General features: G+C 42.3%; 18 protein-coding genes. 15 read left to right on the forward strand and 3 right to left on the reverse strand.

Annotation, left to right across the window (positions count from 1 at the left end):
• Positions 1-26 precede the first annotated feature (26 nt).
• The 3 genes from QZY95_RS10475 (at position 27) to QZY95_RS10485 (ending at position 2,076) form a co-directional block, all read left to right on the forward strand.
• The gene (locus tag QZY95_RS10475) at positions 27-725 is read left to right on the forward strand and encodes an ABC transporter permease (RefSeq protein ID WP_290923155.1); all 699 of its coding nucleotides are present in this window, start codon (positions 27-29) and stop codon (positions 723-725) included.
• The gene (locus QZY95_RS10480; protein ID WP_290923157.1) at positions 722-1,771 is read left to right on the forward strand and encodes an ABC transporter ATP-binding protein; all 1,050 of its coding nucleotides are present in this window, start codon (positions 722-724) and stop codon (positions 1,769-1,771) included. The genes QZY95_RS10475 and QZY95_RS10480 overlap by 4 nt, the downstream gene beginning before the upstream one ends.
• A gap of 86 nt (positions 1,772-1,857) precedes the next feature.
• Positions 1,858-2,076 (forward strand): hypothetical protein, encoded by a 219-nt coding sequence (locus QZY95_RS10485; RefSeq protein ID WP_290923159.1) that lies wholly within the window; start codon positions 1,858-1,860, stop codon positions 2,074-2,076.
• Between the two features lie 26 nt (positions 2,077-2,102).
• On the opposite strand, the gene QZY95_RS10490 is transcribed toward QZY95_RS10485, so the two are convergent.
• Both QZY95_RS10490 and QZY95_RS10495 read right to left on the reverse strand, forming a co-directional pair.
• Positions 2,103-3,191: a choloylglycine hydrolase family protein gene (locus tag QZY95_RS10490; RefSeq protein ID WP_290923160.1), complete on the reverse strand. Its 1,089-nt coding sequence runs from the start codon at positions 3,189-3,191 to the stop codon at positions 2,103-2,105.
• Between the two features lie 137 nt (positions 3,192-3,328).
• Positions 3,329-3,961 carry a queuosine precursor transporter gene (locus QZY95_RS10495; protein ID WP_290923161.1) on the reverse strand — a complete coding sequence of 211 codons (633 nt, stop codon included), beginning with the start codon at positions 3,959-3,961 and terminating at the stop codon, positions 3,329-3,331.
• A 164-nt stretch (positions 3,962-4,125) separates the two neighbouring features.
• On the opposite strand from QZY95_RS10495, the gene queF reads away from it, so the two are divergent.
• The 12 genes from queF to QZY95_RS10555 all read left to right on the forward strand — a co-directional run bounded on the left by queF (position 4,126) and on the right by QZY95_RS10555 (position 14,365).
• Positions 4,126-4,629: a preQ(1) synthase gene (gene queF / locus QZY95_RS10500; RefSeq protein WP_290923164.1), complete on the forward strand. Its 504-nt coding sequence runs from the start codon at positions 4,126-4,128 to the stop codon at positions 4,627-4,629.
• Between the two features lie 195 nt (positions 4,630-4,824).
• Positions 4,825-5,517 carry a heavy metal response regulator transcription factor gene (locus tag QZY95_RS10505; RefSeq protein ID WP_290923166.1) on the forward strand — a complete coding sequence of 231 codons (693 nt, stop codon included), beginning with the start codon at positions 4,825-4,827 and terminating at the stop codon, positions 5,515-5,517.
• Positions 5,495-6,910, forward strand: coding sequence for a heavy metal sensor histidine kinase (locus QZY95_RS10510; protein ID WP_290923168.1), 1,416 nt, complete (start codon positions 5,495-5,497; stop codon positions 6,908-6,910). The genes QZY95_RS10505 and QZY95_RS10510 overlap by 23 nt, the downstream gene beginning before the upstream one ends.
• A 107-nt stretch (positions 6,911-7,017) precedes the next feature.
• On the forward strand, positions 7,018-7,389 hold the full coding sequence (locus tag QZY95_RS10515; RefSeq protein WP_290923170.1) for a hypothetical protein: 372 nt from the start codon (positions 7,018-7,020) through the stop codon (positions 7,387-7,389).
• Between the two features lie 249 nt (positions 7,390-7,638).
• Positions 7,639-8,103, forward strand: coding sequence for a Fur family transcriptional regulator (locus tag QZY95_RS10520; RefSeq protein ID WP_290923172.1), 465 nt, complete (start codon positions 7,639-7,641; stop codon positions 8,101-8,103).
• Positions 8,104-8,252: 149 nt separating this feature from the next.
• A complete protein-coding gene (locus tag QZY95_RS10525) occupies positions 8,253-9,080 on the forward strand; it encodes a DUF3450 domain-containing protein (protein ID WP_290923174.1) in 828 nt (275 codons plus the stop codon).
• Complete coding sequence (locus QZY95_RS10530) at positions 9,081-10,490, forward strand: MotA/TolQ/ExbB proton channel family protein (protein ID WP_290923177.1); 1,410 nt, start codon at positions 9,081-9,083, stop codon at positions 10,488-10,490.
• Positions 10,491-10,492: 2 nt separating this feature from the next.
• The gene (locus QZY95_RS10535; RefSeq protein ID WP_290923180.1) at positions 10,493-11,128 is read left to right on the forward strand and encodes a MotA/TolQ/ExbB proton channel family protein; all 636 of its coding nucleotides are present in this window, start codon (positions 10,493-10,495) and stop codon (positions 11,126-11,128) included.
• On the forward strand, positions 11,121-11,531 hold the full coding sequence (locus tag QZY95_RS10540) for a biopolymer transporter ExbD (protein WP_290923181.1): 411 nt from the start codon (positions 11,121-11,123) through the stop codon (positions 11,529-11,531). Before QZY95_RS10535 ends, QZY95_RS10540 begins: the two co-directional genes overlap by 8 nt.
• On the forward strand, positions 11,528-12,178 hold the full coding sequence (locus tag QZY95_RS10545; protein WP_290923184.1) for an energy transducer TonB: 651 nt from the start codon (positions 11,528-11,530) through the stop codon (positions 12,176-12,178). The genes QZY95_RS10540 and QZY95_RS10545 overlap by 4 nt, the downstream gene beginning before the upstream one ends.
• Complete coding sequence (locus QZY95_RS10550) at positions 12,166-13,371, forward strand: tetratricopeptide repeat protein (RefSeq protein ID WP_290923188.1); 1,206 nt, start codon at positions 12,166-12,168, stop codon at positions 13,369-13,371. Before QZY95_RS10545 ends, QZY95_RS10550 begins: the two co-directional genes overlap by 13 nt.
• Positions 13,372-13,408: 37 nt before the next feature.
• Positions 13,409-14,365, forward strand: a complete 957-nt coding sequence (locus QZY95_RS10555; protein WP_290923191.1) for an MBL fold metallo-hydrolase — start codon at positions 13,409-13,411, stop codon at positions 14,363-14,365.
• 563 nt (positions 14,366-14,928) lie between these two features.
• Here QZY95_RS10555 and QZY95_RS10560 read toward each other — a convergent pair.
• Positions 14,929-15,956: sulfatase-like hydrolase/transferase (locus QZY95_RS10560; protein WP_290923194.1), on the reverse strand; the 1,028-nt coding region annotated here is incomplete at its 5' end.

A 15,956-nucleotide genomic window follows, 5' to 3' on the forward strand; every position in this document is an offset into this window, starting at 1 on the left:
ATATTGCCCTCCCCCTAGGAAAAACCATGACCGCTCCAACCATTGAGCGGCTTTTGGAAACCGTTAAAGATCCAGAAGTGATTGCTTCAGTCTGGCTGTCCATGTCGACTGCAGCCACTGCCGGCATTTTGGCATTGATTTTAGGGACACCACTTGCTTACTTACTGGCGCGTTCTCAGTTCCCCGGTAAACGGTTAGTTGAAAGTCTTATTGATCTGCCGATTATGATTCCACACCCAGTGATAGGGATTTCAATCCTAACTGTCACCAGTCCAAATACTTTATTTGGAAGTTTTTTGGAGTCATGCGGGATCGAAATTATGGGGTCGAAAACAGGGATTGTCTGTGTCTTGTTTTTTGTAGGACTTCCTTTTTACATTTCGGCTGTAAAAGCCGGAATTGAGTCTATTCCTGTTCGATTGGAAAAGGTTTCCCGTTCGCTTGGTGCGAATAAAGCGCAAACGTTTTTACGTGTTACGTTTCCACTGGCATGGAGGCATATGCTTGTGGGCATAATAATGTGTATGGCGCGAGCATTAAGTGAGTTCGGAGCCGTTATTATTGTTGCTTATCATCCGATGATTGCGCCTGTTCTCATGTACGAACGTTTTACTGCGTATGGCTTATCGTGGTCACAGCCTGTTGCTGTAATCCTTATTTTAGTAAGTCTGCTGTTTTTTATCGGGATGCGCGCAATTCCACTGCCGGACAAGGATTCGATATGATTCAAATTCAAAATCTTACTATTGATTTGCCAAATTTTTCAGTCTCTGATGTCTCTTTGCATATCCGTAAGGGTGAATTTTTTGCGATTATGGGGCCTACCGGTTCTGGGAAAACTCTTGTTATGGAGAGTGTAGCCGGCATTGCACCGCCCTATTCCGGTAACATTTTGATAAACGGAATTGATGTAACTACTGCTCCTCCAGAAGACCGAAGAGTCAGTTTAGTGTATCAGGATCATTCCTTGTTTCCTCACCTGACGGTCTTACAAAATGTTATGTACGGTCAGCGGTATCAAAACATACCAAAACATGAGGGTGAGTCTATTGCTCGTGACTTGCTGGATACTTTGAGTCTTTCCCATGCTGTGGATCGTAAACCAATGCGTCTTTCAGGAGGAGAAAAGCAGCGTGTTTCAATTGCTCGTGCTTTAGCATGTAAGCCAGATGTTTTGTTACTTGATGAACCCCTTTCTTCTCTCGACCCACAGTTTAAAGCAGATTTTAGATCTGTTCTAAAAGACATTCATAGTCGGACAGGTATCACCATAATAATGGTAACCCACGATTTTGTGGATGCGTTAACCCTTGCAGAACGAGCAGCTGTTATTCATAAGGGGAAGTTGTGCCAACAAGGAAATGTGCATGATATATTTCACCACCCCGTGACCCCGTTTGTAGCTGATTTTGTAGGTATATCGAATGTACTTCCAGCGACCTATCGGAACGGCCAATGCATGTTGTTTGATGGTAGGTTGATAGTTCCTGCTGGCGAGCAAAGTTCGAATGAAAAAGCGTTAGTGGCAATAAGGCCGGAACATGTGGCGGTTCGGGAGAAAAACAGTTTTGCCCCTGAATGGTTCAGTGTCTCAGGTACATTATCTCAGCTGGACAAGCATGGTTTTGCTTGGCGCGGCACAGTTCGGTGCGGGGATCAGACTGTGGTGGCAACGCTAGACCCTAACGCAGTATTTTCAAATACGCTTAAGCCTTCAATGAACGTTTTTATTGGTTTTCCTAAAGAAGCGATGCACTACATGTGTGGGTGATAACAGTATGCCTAGCTTGCGCTTAAGGGTGATCTTCTGTATCTCATAGAAGTAATGTCTATTTTTTGCATAGGAGAATCGCAGGTATGAAGATGACGAATGTATATCTTATGTTTTCAGCTGTGTGCATTGCGGGCGGAATATATTTTTTTTATCCCGATGTGATAACTAAATATTTGGATACGGTAGTCGTTGCATTTGCAGCGCTTGCCTATTTTTTATTTATTCGTCCTTGGCTTAAGCAAAAGCTTGCTGTGAAGAAAGAAGATGTTTCAGAACACAATATTGATACAAAAAACGAGTAGTGCTTCGGCACTACTCGTTTTTAATTTTATTTTGCCGAGTCGGTGATGTCTTTGTAACTCGGTGGCACATCCCACATCGGGATGGATACAACGTTATCCTTTTGTTTTAAAAGCTTGTCCAAGTGTACGACTCTGATGTCTTGATTCATATATGTTCTGAAGTAACAACGCTTCCGTTGTAAGTCGTATACCGCTGTCCATTGTGTATAATCAGCTATATTCGAGCCATTTCGAGCAAGTCCTTTGGCGATGGAAACATTACTGATGAGCATGAAAGCTTGGTTTAGTGCTTCGTCAGCCGTTCTTGTCGGAGTTGCTGCATTGCGTAGAAGCGCTGCACGTACGAACCGTGATGGTGGTGTGTAGTCTCCCGGTATTCCCATCATACCGGTTCCTTCACCAATGGCTGTTGCTGTGTATTCTTTAAATTTTTTCGATGGAATGTTTTCAGCTGACAAATTTATGTAGTTAGATAAGTTTTGTAGATGCCATAGGAATTGTGGCGAGTTGGTGAACACTCCGACAGGATTTTTAGCGATAACAATTTCCCCGGCAAGTGGTTCGATAACGATAGCATTACCGGCGTTGTCTATGACGATCCAATGCATTGGTGGAATGGTTCCCAGCTGTTTATTTTTAACACCGACGATTTCAATATCTTCAAGCGCATCTTCTACGCCTTTCAATGAACCGCATGTGCCTAAAAGAAAAGATACCACATCTGCCGGAGCCATCATGCGTGATGCGGATTCGCCAACAGGTTTTGCGTAGTTTGCCATGTTCGGGAACCAGAACCCGCCTACATATAGTCCTTTTTCGTTGATTCCGTCGATGAATATGCGCTCATCCAGTATGTTGGTTCCAAGGAAGGCATAAGTGTTTTTCCAAGCCATCCCTTTTTTATTGTTTGGTGTAGAACTAGCCCAGTTTTGATCTGCTGGGGAAAACATAATGTTCGATTTGAGAGGCGTCCCGAATTCGAGAGTGCGGGCAAATATGACTGCCCCGTCCGTTGCTTGAACTTGAATGCCTGTGCAGGCATTCGCAACGCCTGTAATGGTAAGGCACAAAATTGTGCAGAGAATTACATATAAATATCGTGGTATATTTTGCATGATGTTCCCTTTTGTTTATGAAAAAAAATATAGGGTACGATTGTATCATAAAAAGAAAGACAAGGCAGATGGGAACACCAAGGATAATAAAAAAGGCGACACAATGTGCCGCCTTTTTTACTGATAAAACTATGATGTTATATTGCGTCAGCCAATTGGGCTTGTTTTCGCAATGAATGGCAGAGGATATACACAATTGGTGTATCAATAAGAGCAATTGTCAGTTTGATGAGCCATTGTCCTAAAATGACTTCTCCTACCGGAAGGATACCCCAAAAAGCGATTGTAACAAAAATTGTAGAATCAATGAGTTGAGAAATGACTGTCGAGGCATTATTTCGGAGCCATAAATGTCTTCCGTTTGTCTTTTCTTTCAACAAGTGGAAAAGCCATATATCGTGTTTTTGACTGACAAGATAGGCAACAAGTGAAGCGGCTACAATGCGCGGTGTACTGCCGATGACAGCCGAAAAGCTTTCTTGCCCATTCCAGAATGGAGCTGAAGGCCAAGTTACTGCGGCCCACGCTAAAGCAGATGTCATTAGCAACGTAATGAAACCGCATTGAACGATATTATTTGCGCAGTCCTTTCCCCATATCTCACTTATTACATCAGAGATAATAAATGTGATTGAGTATGCGAGCACCCCTGCCGGAACAGCAACTCCAGCAACCATAATAATTTTGCTGGAAATAAGTGCAGCAACAACAAGCCCGCCAATAAACAGGCTCAACAGCAAAGGAAGAACCTTGCGGTCTAAAGAATCCATAATCGTAACTCCTTCGGATCAACACTCCTAAAGATGGGCTTTAGTGCCCTTCGCTATCGGGGAAACAGCCCCGGGCGAATTAATAATTACCTGCGCACCCCTTGCCATTTGTGTTTTGTGAAGTCAAACTAATGCCGCCTATTAGATGATAAGGAGATGGCAAAATGACAATTACCAGAAGTCAGGATAAAACGGACCACCTTGAAGTGCTCGGTAAAGGTGGAGAAACAAAATATACTCTTGAGGGCCCTCATTCGGGTATTCTTGAAACGTTTCCTAACAACTACCCTAACCGACCATATATAGTCAGTGTAGAATTTCCAGAGTACACGTCGTTATGCCCGATGACAGGGCAGCCGGATTTTGGGGTAATCGTTATGGAATATATCCCAAATAAACGTATTGTTGAGTCAAAAAGTATGAAGCTGTACTTTTTTGCGTATCGTAACCACCAGTCCTTTATGGAGACTATCGCTAATACTATGCTTGAAGACTTTGTGGAAGCGCTTGAGCCTTTGTGGTGTCGCGTAAAGGGGTTGTTCAGCCCCAGAGGCGCTACAACACTCCATGTGTTCGCTGAACATTTTGATACAACTGCTGAAAACATTGACGAAATTAGAACTGTTGTTTCCGAGTGGAAGCAGGAAGCAAGTCGCCATACTTCATAACACATAGTGGGATTGATTTTTAAGGGGAGCATAGCTCCCCTTTTTTTATGGTTTGTGTTGTAATTCTGACAGGATTGTAATGAAGTTTTGTATGCTCTATTGTGCGTTCTGTTGTATGAGAAAAGTGAGTAAAGAATAGTCAACCTCTTACTGCGTTGGCTTATTAATATTTCAGTAACAAGGCGGGAGAAGAGCATGCCAAATGCTACAAAAATACTTCTAGTTGAAGATCAGGAAACAGCCGCAACATACATAGCGAAGGGACTCCGTGAAGAAGGTTTTGTTGTTGATGTAGCTCATACGGGGCCTGATGGTCTCCATTATTTGCTAACAGAAGAATACTCCTTGGCGATCCTTGATATTATGCTTCCGGGACTAGATGGCTTGAGTATACTTGAAACAGTAAAGAAGGCAGATAGGCAGGTTGCGGTTCTTTTTCTTACAGCACGTGATGGCGTAGAAGATAAAGTACGGGGCTTAGAGCTTGGTGCAGACGATTATTTGGTGAAGCCGTTTGCATTTGCAGAGTTGTTGGCGAGAGTCAGAGCCCTTCTTCGCAGATGCTCTCCTGTTGTTCATGCTGAAACCGAACTTGCTGTTAGTGACCTTACCCTTAACCTGCTGACTCATCAGGCAACTCGTGCGGGAAGAGTTATTGACTTGACCCCTAAAGAGTTCGCTCTATTACAGCTTTTCATGCGTCGAAAAGGCGAGGTGATTACCCGTACGGTTCTTGCAGAGCAATTATGGGGAATTAACTTTGATTGCGATACAAATGTTGTTGATGTTGCTGTCAGTCGATTACGCATTAAAATTGATTCAGAGTCTGAAAGTAAATTGATTCATACCCAACGTGGAGTCGGCTATGTCCTTAGAACTGGGGAGTAGGTTTATTTCATTACGGACATCATCTCTTCAGGCTCGGCTGGCGTTCTCCTTTGCTGTTATTACAACATTGATAGTGTTATCGACCTCTATCCTTCTTTATTCAGAGCTTAAAAATCAGCTTCGAATTGAAGACAAAGCTGAGTTTATAGAGTCAACAACTTTTATTGGAAAGGCTGTAAAAACTCTTTCTAATACAACGAATTCGGAAAGCTGGCAGCTGATTTGGGAATATGCCGTAAACGCTCACGGCAGGCTTGGTGTACGGGTTTTTTCTACGAACAAAGAGTTGTATCTTTCAACACCTAATATGAGCATTCCTCCTGAGGTTTTTGCCCAGTCTACCCCTGCGACTTATGATGTTTGGATAGATCCCAAGTCTGGAATAGAATATCGAGTGACATCATTTCGAATAAATACTTCTCCAGGGCACTCTTGGAGGGTCGATGCTGCGTATGACTTAAGCCCGACGAATAAATTGCTCAGTGAGTATCGATGGAATCTTGCTATGGTTTTAGTAGCAGGAATTTTGTTATCTGTTGGCATAAGCTGGTTTGTCAGTGGATATGGTCTACGCCCTCTTCACCATGTAACTTCCCTTATGCGCGGTATTTCTTCTGAGCACCTTTCTGAGCGTATTGGTGAACAGCCGTGGCCTAGAGAAGTGGCGAGTCTCGCCAGTTCTTTTGACGCCATGCTTGAAAGACTAGAAAAAGCGTTTATTGTGTTAAGTCAATTTTCTGCTGATATTGCGCATGAAATGCGAACACCTGTGAGTAATATGCTTTCTGCAGCCAGCGTGACACTTAACCGTGATAGAGAACCTTCTGAATACAAGCAGACGTTGGAAACTATTGAAAGTGAGGCAACCCACTTATCAAAGTTGATTGAAAATATGCTGTTTCTCGCTCGTACAGAACATATGAAAGATACATTACATGTTGAAGTTTGTTCAATTGAAGAGGAGTTTGAATTTCAGAAAATGCTTCTGGAGTCTTTGGCTGAAGAACATGATGTCGAAATCCGTTACGAAGCTAGCGGAACTGTTATTGCCAATAGGGATTTATTGAGACGAGCTTTAATGAATCTTGGTAGTAATGCACTTCGTTTTACTCCCCAAGGCGGTCATATTGTATTTGCTTCAGAACGTGCGGGTGATTTTGTAAAGATTTTGGTGACGGATACTGGAGCAGGTATTGAAGAAAAGCACTTGCCGCATATATTTACTCGCTTTTATCGAGCCGACACAGCCCGTTCTGATCGTTCAAATGCTGGGCTTGGGCTTGCCTTTGTTCAAACTATTATGACAGCTCATGGCGGGAACGTGACAGTCGAATCAAAAGTTGGCAAAGGGACCACATTCACCCTGCTGTTTCCTATTCTAACAACACTGTAATGTTCATGTTTGTTTTTTGTTGTTGGTGGCATCATATACTTTCTTCATTGAGTAACAAACTGCTGGTATTTTACCTGAGGTTTTAGATAGATGAATGGAGAAAAGTTATGAGGCTTGCTCCTCAGCTAATGACCGTCGTTGTGTTTATGTGTATCAGCGTCGGAGCGGTGTTAACAGTTTTTGCTAGTGGCGATGCGGAATGGCCGAAAGTTACCGGTCAAGTGGTTTCAGTTGATTTAGAGAGTTCGGTTTTTGCGGTTAAGAGTAATTCTGGACAATATATGACATTCCATATTGCTCCTGATTCAAGAATAATGCTTCGTTCAAACAGTTTATTTAGTAAAAAGCGGAAAGTTCAAATTGAGTTTTTGAAGACAGGACAAACCGTTTCTGTGAAATATTATGGAGCTGGTGAAGAAAAGGTAGCGAGGCACATAAAGGTTTTTTTGGACGGAAAGGCCGTGAGTGCTTTCCTTTAATTCTGATGCTTATGATTCGATCAAAAACAGAAAGCATGAAATAAAACCGACATGAATTTGTCGGTTTTATTTTTATACATTGTTTTCAAAATGATAAAAAATGGAAAACGATCTCAAGATGGTGTTTATTCCTCTTTTACGACGTTCTCTATGTGAAAATGAATGTCATTCGCGAAAGTTCTTGCCTTTCAGAATGAGGCAATGTAAACAGTTGCTAACAAAGATAATTACTGGAGGTGATTAGGAACAATGAATGAGCCTTTGGGTATCTTTCAAAGCTATCTTAAACGAAAAGGGCTTAAAGTTACTACGCAGCGGGAGTTTATCCTGCACGTATTTATTCGGCTTACTACACCTGTAACAGTTGATGCGTTATATCGTGAAGTTGTTAAGCTAGACCCTACAATTAGCATTTCAACCTTGTATAGAACCATTAAACTTATAGCCGGGTGTGGGCTTGCAAGCAGTGAACAGACAGAGGAAGGTGCTATTCATTACAAGCCGGTTGGTGAGTTACGGTTTGTGATGGTATGTGAGTGTTGCGGGACTGAGACTCCTTTTGCAAATCCTTATTTGGACTGTATTCATAACGAAGCGTCTAGGCAAAAAGGGTTTGAACTAAGGAGATGTCATACCGTTATTTATGGTATCTGTAGGTCCTGTAGAAAGCGAGAAGTCGCATTAGAAAATACTTCACTTCCGGTTACAGCTTAGCCCTGTTTTATTGTATTATTTAAGATTTTTACCAGTCCATTTTCTGCATTGTTTTGCAGAATTTTTGAAAGTCCGTCTGGCTGATGCATTTCGTATCAGCATAACAGTTAGTTGTGGCTCGAATACTCGAGTCATGGAGACGGACACCAATGTATCGTACGTATCGTATTCCCCTTCTTATTCTTGCTGCTCAGTTGGTTTTTACAACCCCTGTTAATGCAAGTTCTACGCAAGCTCAGTCTCTTGCTGCGGGTACTATTGCGGTTGAGCAAAAAGCCCAGAAAAAAATTAGCGCATGGCAACAGGAAAAACATGGTGTTATTGCGCAGATTAATAATAAGCAGGTAGAGCTGGAATGGCTTACCCATCAGAAAAATAAATATTCCCGCTACATTGATACTCTGGAAAGTAATATTTCAGAGATGAAACGTCAGAAGCAAGAACTCGAAAATATTGCTAATGCGGTAACTCCCCTTCTTGAGCATACTGTTAAGAAACTTGAAGCATTTATTGCGCAAGATCAGCCTTTTCTTTCGGCAGAACGTGAAGAGCGTATTCAGAACATTAGAAAAGCTCTTGCCGATCCTCATTTAGAACAAGCTGAGCAACTGCGCCGAGTTCTTGAAACTCTTGAAGTGGAAACCGGTTATGGTTCAGGCATTGAAGTCGATAATGAGGATGTCGTTCTCGATGGACAAGCGTTGCGGGCTGAAACAGTCAGGGCTGGGCGCCTTGGGTACTACTGCATCTCTCCAGATAAAAAACAGGTAGGGATTTGGTCTCCGAAACATAAGGAATTTGTTGCTATCAGTGATGCTGATAAGCAGGCAGTTCTTTCGTTGCAAACAATTGCTCGAAGAAAGCAGATTGTTGAGGTAACGCCTCTTCCTTTGGCTGTTGAAGTAGTCGAGGTTGATGCTTCAGAAGCACCGACTAAGATATTAGCCAGCCGTTCCACAGTTTCGGAGAAAGAATAAATGCGTATTTCATTTTTAGCTATCGCTACTACCTTGTTTTTTATTTGTTCCAGTACTGTTTCGTATGCAGAATCTGCTCAAAGTATTACTCCTCAGCAATGGCAGCAAACTCTTAAGACATTAAAAAAATTAAACAGTACCCACAAGAAAGATGTCAAAGAAGCTTTAGAGCTTTCGACACAGAACAGAGTTCAATTGACGAGTAAACTTGCTCAGTTGAAAAAATCAGTAACGAGCACTGATAAACAGGTGGATGAGCTGACAAGTCGTTACCAGCAGTTACTGAAAGAAGAGGCAAAGCTCACTAAAGAGCTAAAGAGCCGTCGTGAAGAGATCAAGACATTTGAAGGTACCGTTCGTACTGCTGCTAAGTTATTACAAGACCGCTCTCGAACCAGTTTTTATACACAGCAGAACCCTGATCGTCTTAATGCCTTTTCAACGTTGCTTGCTCCGGATCGCATGCCAGGATTGACGGATTTAACAACGTTAATTGAAATGTACTTTGAGGAACTGCAGGCAACCGCCGATGTCTCCCGCTACAAAAGTACAATTATTGGAAGTGACGGGCAGCCTGTTGAAGCAGAAATACTACGCACAGGTACAGCTTCTGCCATGTTTAAGACGTTAGAAGGCGAGACTGGTTTTTTAGAGCTGACGGGTAATGGTGCTGTCCCTCAGAGTGTTACAGGTATTTCTTCTGAACTCCACGGAACTATTGCTGCCGCATTTGCTGGTGAGCAGTTTCTTCCATTAGATTTTAGCCATGGCGCAGCGTTTATACGTTTTATTGCTGAGGAAGATACTTGGAAGAAAATTGCAGCAGGTGGTGCCTTGGTATGGCCTATTCTGGGCATCGGTGCCATCGCCTTACTTCTCGCATTTGAACGTTTTATTACCTTAAGTCGATTACGTCGTTCTTCCCCTAAGGAACTTCAGACAATTTTAGGGCATGCCGAGCAAGGAGATTGGGAAGAATGCCGTTCTCTGCTTGCTGAACGAAGCACTCCTACCTCCCGTGTATTACGTTCTACGCTCAATAAAGCACAAGGCAGTGCTGCTGCTCTTGAAAAAAGTATGGAAGAAGCATTGATGATTGAACTTGCTCGAATGGAACGCTTCCTACCAACTATGCAAACATTGGCGGCCGTAGCTCCCCTTCTCGGTCTGCTTGGTACTGTTACAGGTATGATCAATACGTTTCAGGTCATCACTCTGTTCGGTACCGGAGATCCTCACATGCTTTCCGGTGGTATCTCAGAAGCCCTCGTTACCACTCAATTGGGACTTGCAGTGGCGATTCCAATTATGATGCTGCATCACCTGCTCAATAGTCGTGTTGATCGTCTTGCAAACGACATGGAAGAGAAGGGAACTGCTTTGATCGCTACTATTCTCAATAGGAGATAGGAATGAATATCTTATCTCAATTATTAGAACAATACCATGCGGGTGGCTTGGTACTAATCCCTATTATTGTGACCGGACTAGTAATGTGGTGGCTGATTCTTAATAAATTGTGCCAACTAGTACAGTTTACAAAACATGAGCGTCCCGTTGACCAACTGCAGAAAAATCCGCCACCGGAATGGCATTGGCAGCATTCTCTTAGGCAGGATTTTGAAAAATTGCGTTGTAGAGATGATGAGGTAAATCATGCTTTGATGGCGACTTTGGGGAACACATGTTGCCAAACAATGGCTAAAGGAGTTTCCACTATTGCCCTACTTGCCGCGGCTGCTCCGTTACTTGGTTTATTGGGAACTGTGACCGGTATGATTAGTACTTTTACGATTATTGCTGAATTTGGCACAGGAAACGCCAGAGGCTTAGCTGAAGGGATTTCTCAGGCACTGATTACGACGCAGGGAGGTTTGCTTGTAGCAATCCCCGGCTATATCGCTGTTAACATGCTTCAGCGTCGTATTAGCGGGTTAAAGCAGCGCATTGATTTATTTTTAACGTATCTCGATGAACAACCTTTTCCTGTACCGTTAGAGTCAGACACATCATCAGAAATATCTTTTCGGAGTAGTTCCAATGGCTAATTTTCGAGGGCAAAGACGTCGAAAGCAACAAAGCGAGCTTAATATGACACCACTTATCGATATGGTGTTTATTCTGCTTATCTTCTTCATCGTAACTACTTCTTTCGTTAAAGAAGCAGGTGTAGAAATTAATCGTCCTGTTGCCAACACCGCAGTTGTTAATGAAAGCACTAGCCTCATTATTGGCATTACAGAAAGCAATGAAATATGGATTGAAGGAAAAATCTATGATGTCCGTTCGGTTCGTGGCTATATGAACCGCTTTTTGGCGGAAACTCCAGAAGGGGCTGTGGTTATAACAGCAGACAAGGAGTGTCGCAGCGGGCTATTGATTAAGGTTTTGGATTCATGTCGTGAAGCCGGTGCCACTAATTTAAGCGTCGCAGCCAGGACTCCATCATGATGACAGCTCCTTATCGTTTAACACAAAGCTTTTTCTCACTAGTGCTGGCATCAGGACTTGCGATATTGCTTTTGTTGGCACCTGTTTTTTTGAAACAGGAAGTAGATCCTTCTAATGTTACGCGCTTTTCTCAACCAGTATCTCTTAAAAAATTGACTCAAAACACTCCTGAAGAGGAGGAACCGAAGCCGGAACAAGAAGAGCCGAAACCAGAACCTCTTACAGCCGAGCCGTTGGCATTATCGCCGGTTGCAGCTCCTCCTGTTTCACCATTTCAACCTGAGCTTTTGAATGTGGATCTTGCTATAAATCTTGCACAAGCTGTGGCTGTAGCGATCCCTCGTCAGAGTGGTGTGTTGTCTTTAGGAGCAGTTGATGAAGCGCCTGTTCCTATTTTTACACCGCCTCCTATGTATCCAAATCGTGCTCGCAGAAGGCGTTTGGAAGGCAAGGTAATAATAAAAATGATTGTGACATCACAGGGGGCAGTTCAAAAGCCTACTGTGGAAAGTGGAGAGAATTTAAAAATGTTTAGCGAATCAGCGTTAAAGGCTGTGAAAAAGTGGCGCTTTAAGCCCGCACAATTACATGGAAAGCCTGTAGCCGTGTTGGTTACACTTCCATTGGAGTTTTCATGCACAAATTAATGTTACCGGTATGCTTTATATTGAGTATGGTGTTTATCCTCCCTGCTTCAAGTGCGTATGCAGGAAGAAATAATTCGATCAAAATTAATGCAGCGCTAAAAGCATTACAGCAAGACAAACCTGAAGAATCAGTGGCTTTACTTCAGCATATTTTGGAGCAAACCGAACCAGATGTCTCAGCTTTGATTATAGCTGGGAATGCTTATATGCAGCTTGGTAAAAATAAGAAGGCACTTGCTCTTTATCAAAAGGGAGTCAGTATCTATCCCAATGATTTGGGATTGCTTCAGAATAAAGCGATTGCTTTGTATTATCTGCAGCAATTTTTGCCAGCAGGTGATGCGTTTATTCAACTAGCTGAAATGCAGAAGGCTAAGGGCGGCGCAGCTCAGGCTAATGAAGCGCCTGCTTGGTTCAAAAGTCAATATCAGGCCGCAGTTTGTTACTATAAATCAGAGCATTATAATAAAGCTCTTTCAACAATGCTTCCTCTAACCTCGGAGGTGAATAAGCAAAGCTTTGATGCAAAAAAACTGTTGGCTCATATTTATGTTGCGCTTGAGCAGTGGAAAAATGCATCTGCTCAGCTTGACATTTTGGTTAATGAAAAACCAGAGGATAGGTCGTTATGGCTTTTGTTAGCTAATATCAATCTAAGAATGAATCGAATTGCGAGCGCCTCTTCTGCTCTACAAGTTGCTCACAGTATGAAGGCTCCTACTCGTTCTGAGTGTGTGCGGCTTGCAAAGATGTATATGCGTGCAGATGCTCCGCTGCTGGCAAGTAAAATATTAACAGAAAGTCCTGAAAAACTAACTGCTTCGCAATTAGATTTGTTGGCAATTGCTTACGAGCGGGCAGGATTTATTAATAAGGCTGTCGAAACTCTCCAAACCGCCTTGGCGCAGGAAGATACTACAAAGCGTCATTTAGAGTATGGCAAGCTTCTTTATCGTAACCAGTTATATGACAAGGCTGTGGAGCCGTTGAATGTAGTTTGTTCTAAAACTAAGAAAAAAGGGTTACCACTTTATTTGCTTGGACAGTGCTTTTTAAAAATGAATGAATATAAAAAAGCTTCCACCCTTTTTGCTCAGGCTAAAAAATATCGAAGTGTACGTTCTAATGCTAAAAATGCGCTCTCTTTGATACAGCATATTGAGCGAATGCAGCAGGATAGCGTGACAGGGTAGCTCGCAAGTATATACAAGAGAAACAGGGAAGGTTGTTATGGCAGCGTTACACGAAGTAGATGCAGTAGAAATATTAAGTCTTCAAGATAACTATATTGATGTGCTGACAATGGATAGTTCGGACGTTGTGCAGCGCCCTGCCCTCTTATCTAAAACAAGTGACCATGCGGGGGACTTGCTTAATAGTCCACTGGCAGAACATGGCTATTCTGCTTTTATCACAGTTACATTTGGTGACGATAAAAAGAGTATGCTTTTTGATTTTGGTTGCTCCGAAAGAGGAGCTGCTTTTAATGCCGAATTACTTGCTGTTGATTTGACTCAAGTTGACGAGCTTGCATTGTCGCATGGCCATTTTGATCATTTTGGTGGAATGGAAGAACTTGTTCGCTTAACTGGAAAAAGAGATCTTGAGCTTGTTGCTCATCCAGCTGCTTTTAAAGAACGATTTGTAAAGACACCATCTGGACTTGCTTTAGCATTTCCTAAACTGAGACGAGATGAAGTACAGAAAATGGGGATTCGTATTCATGAAACCACTTCTCCTCATAAGATGCTGGATAACCATGCGTTGTTTTTAGGTGAGATCCCTCGAAAAACTTCTTTTGAGAAAGGTATGCCTAATGCCTTTTATTTGGAAAAAGGAGAACAGCATCATGATGTAATTGAAGATGATTCCTCAATGGTTTTTGTTCTTCGTGATAAAGGGTTGGTCGTTCTTTCTGGTTGCGCTCATGCCGGCATAATAAATACAGTGAAGCATGCCCAGAGTGTAACCGGAGTTTCAGATATTTATGCTATCATGGGCGGTTTTCATTTGTCTGGGCCGTTTTATGAACAGTTTATCGGTCAGACTGTTGAGGCGTTACAGGCTCTGTCTCCCAAATATATTGTGCCTGCTCATTGTACCGGGAGAAAAGCTACGCAGGCTATAGAAAGCGCAATGACTGATGCCTTTATTTGTAACATGTCAGGAACTACTATGAAGTTTTAACGTCTCACCAGTGTGATGAGTTTCAGAGTTCCTTAAGTGTAAAAAAAAAATCTGGAAATGGTAGTATGGTCGTTCGTTCTTTTTTACAACACAAAAGGACTTTCAAATAACTGGTAAAAATATGTCTAGTTGATGAAAATGAAACTCACAATCATTTTTATCGAATTGAAAATTGCATAGGTCATTACTTTTGAGCATTTTCTGTTGTAATTACATTGTATGTTCCAAGAGTTATGCGAGAATTTTGGCCGCTAAAAGCAATAGAGAAAATGTGCACAAGGCACAAATTAACCACAATACTAGTGTATGAAGAAACGTGTTTTTATGCATGATACTCCTTCTTCTTAGCAATGAGTCTCATAGAATTTGTAGGGAATTCTAATTGGTTACTGCTAGGTTTTGGCACGGAGTGCCTGAGTTGGCTATAAATACATGTGGTGTGGTTACAATGAGCTCAGTCAGGGTGTGAAATTCACGCCCTTTTGAGCTTGTTTAAAAAGCTTGTTAAAATAATCGGGACGAAGAACGTATGCCTTTCACGTTATTTCGCCCCGATTGTTTTATTATTTGTTGTTGATTCCTTTTCCTGTGGAGCCACCAGGTCCTGTTCCGTAGTCTCTATAAACTTCTTCACCGGCATTACCAATGGAGAAGCTGTCTGGGCGCTGGCTCGGAGGATAGTCTTTAAATGTTTTTAACTCTTCGAAAATAAGCTCATTAGCTTTGTAAAAGATAAAAGTATGGTTGATGAACCAATTCCAATATGTATTTGAATTGTAGTCGGCTCTTTCAAAAGGATCACGACGCAGGTTAAATATTTTGGGTAAACGGAGCCATACAAATGGTTCAGCCCAGAGTGCCAGAGTGTGTTTGCGTTGTTCACCGTATACGACTTTCCATGCTGTCGTGTAGACCTTTTCGGACTGTTTCCCGATGTTCGCTGTGCCCACCCTTCCCATGCTGCCGGCACTCGTGTTGTAATCAGATTGTTCGTATCGAATGGCGACAATTTGTGCGTCTGAGTTATAATAAATAAAATGGGTTCGAGGGGATGTATCTACTTTTCCGGAAAAATAGTCAGATTGGTTAAATCCATCTAGGTGAACTTTGAAGTTTTTCCCGTTAGCCTTGTACCCTGTTAATAACTTTTCTTTGATTTCTGGATCCCCTGCTGCTGCAAGTAAGGTCGGCATCCAATCCAATGCAGAAACAAGCCCGTTAAGCACTTTGCCACCTTTCCAGTTGCCCTGCGGCCATCGAACGAATGCAGGAACGCGGTACGCTCCTTCCCAGTTTGTTTCTTTTTCGGAACGATAGAAAGAAATTGCAGCATCTGGCCAAGAGTTACCATGTGGGCCATTGTCTGTTCCATAATAGACAATAGTGTTGTCAGCGATTCCTTTTTCATCAAGGTAAGTAAGAAGTTTTCCAACATGCATGTCATGTTCCATCATGCCATCATTGTAAAAACCTTGACCGGAAATACCTATATGGGAGTCTTTGACATATGTGTACAGATGCATTCTTGCGGCATTCCACCATACGAAGAAAGGTTTTTTAGCTGCAATAGCTTTGTCCATAAAGCCGATAG

Origin of the sequence: Halodesulfovibrio sp. (assembly GCF_015482765.1) — a bacterium.
Lineage (GTDB): Bacteria > Desulfobacterota > Desulfovibrionia > Desulfovibrionales > Desulfovibrionaceae > Halodesulfovibrio.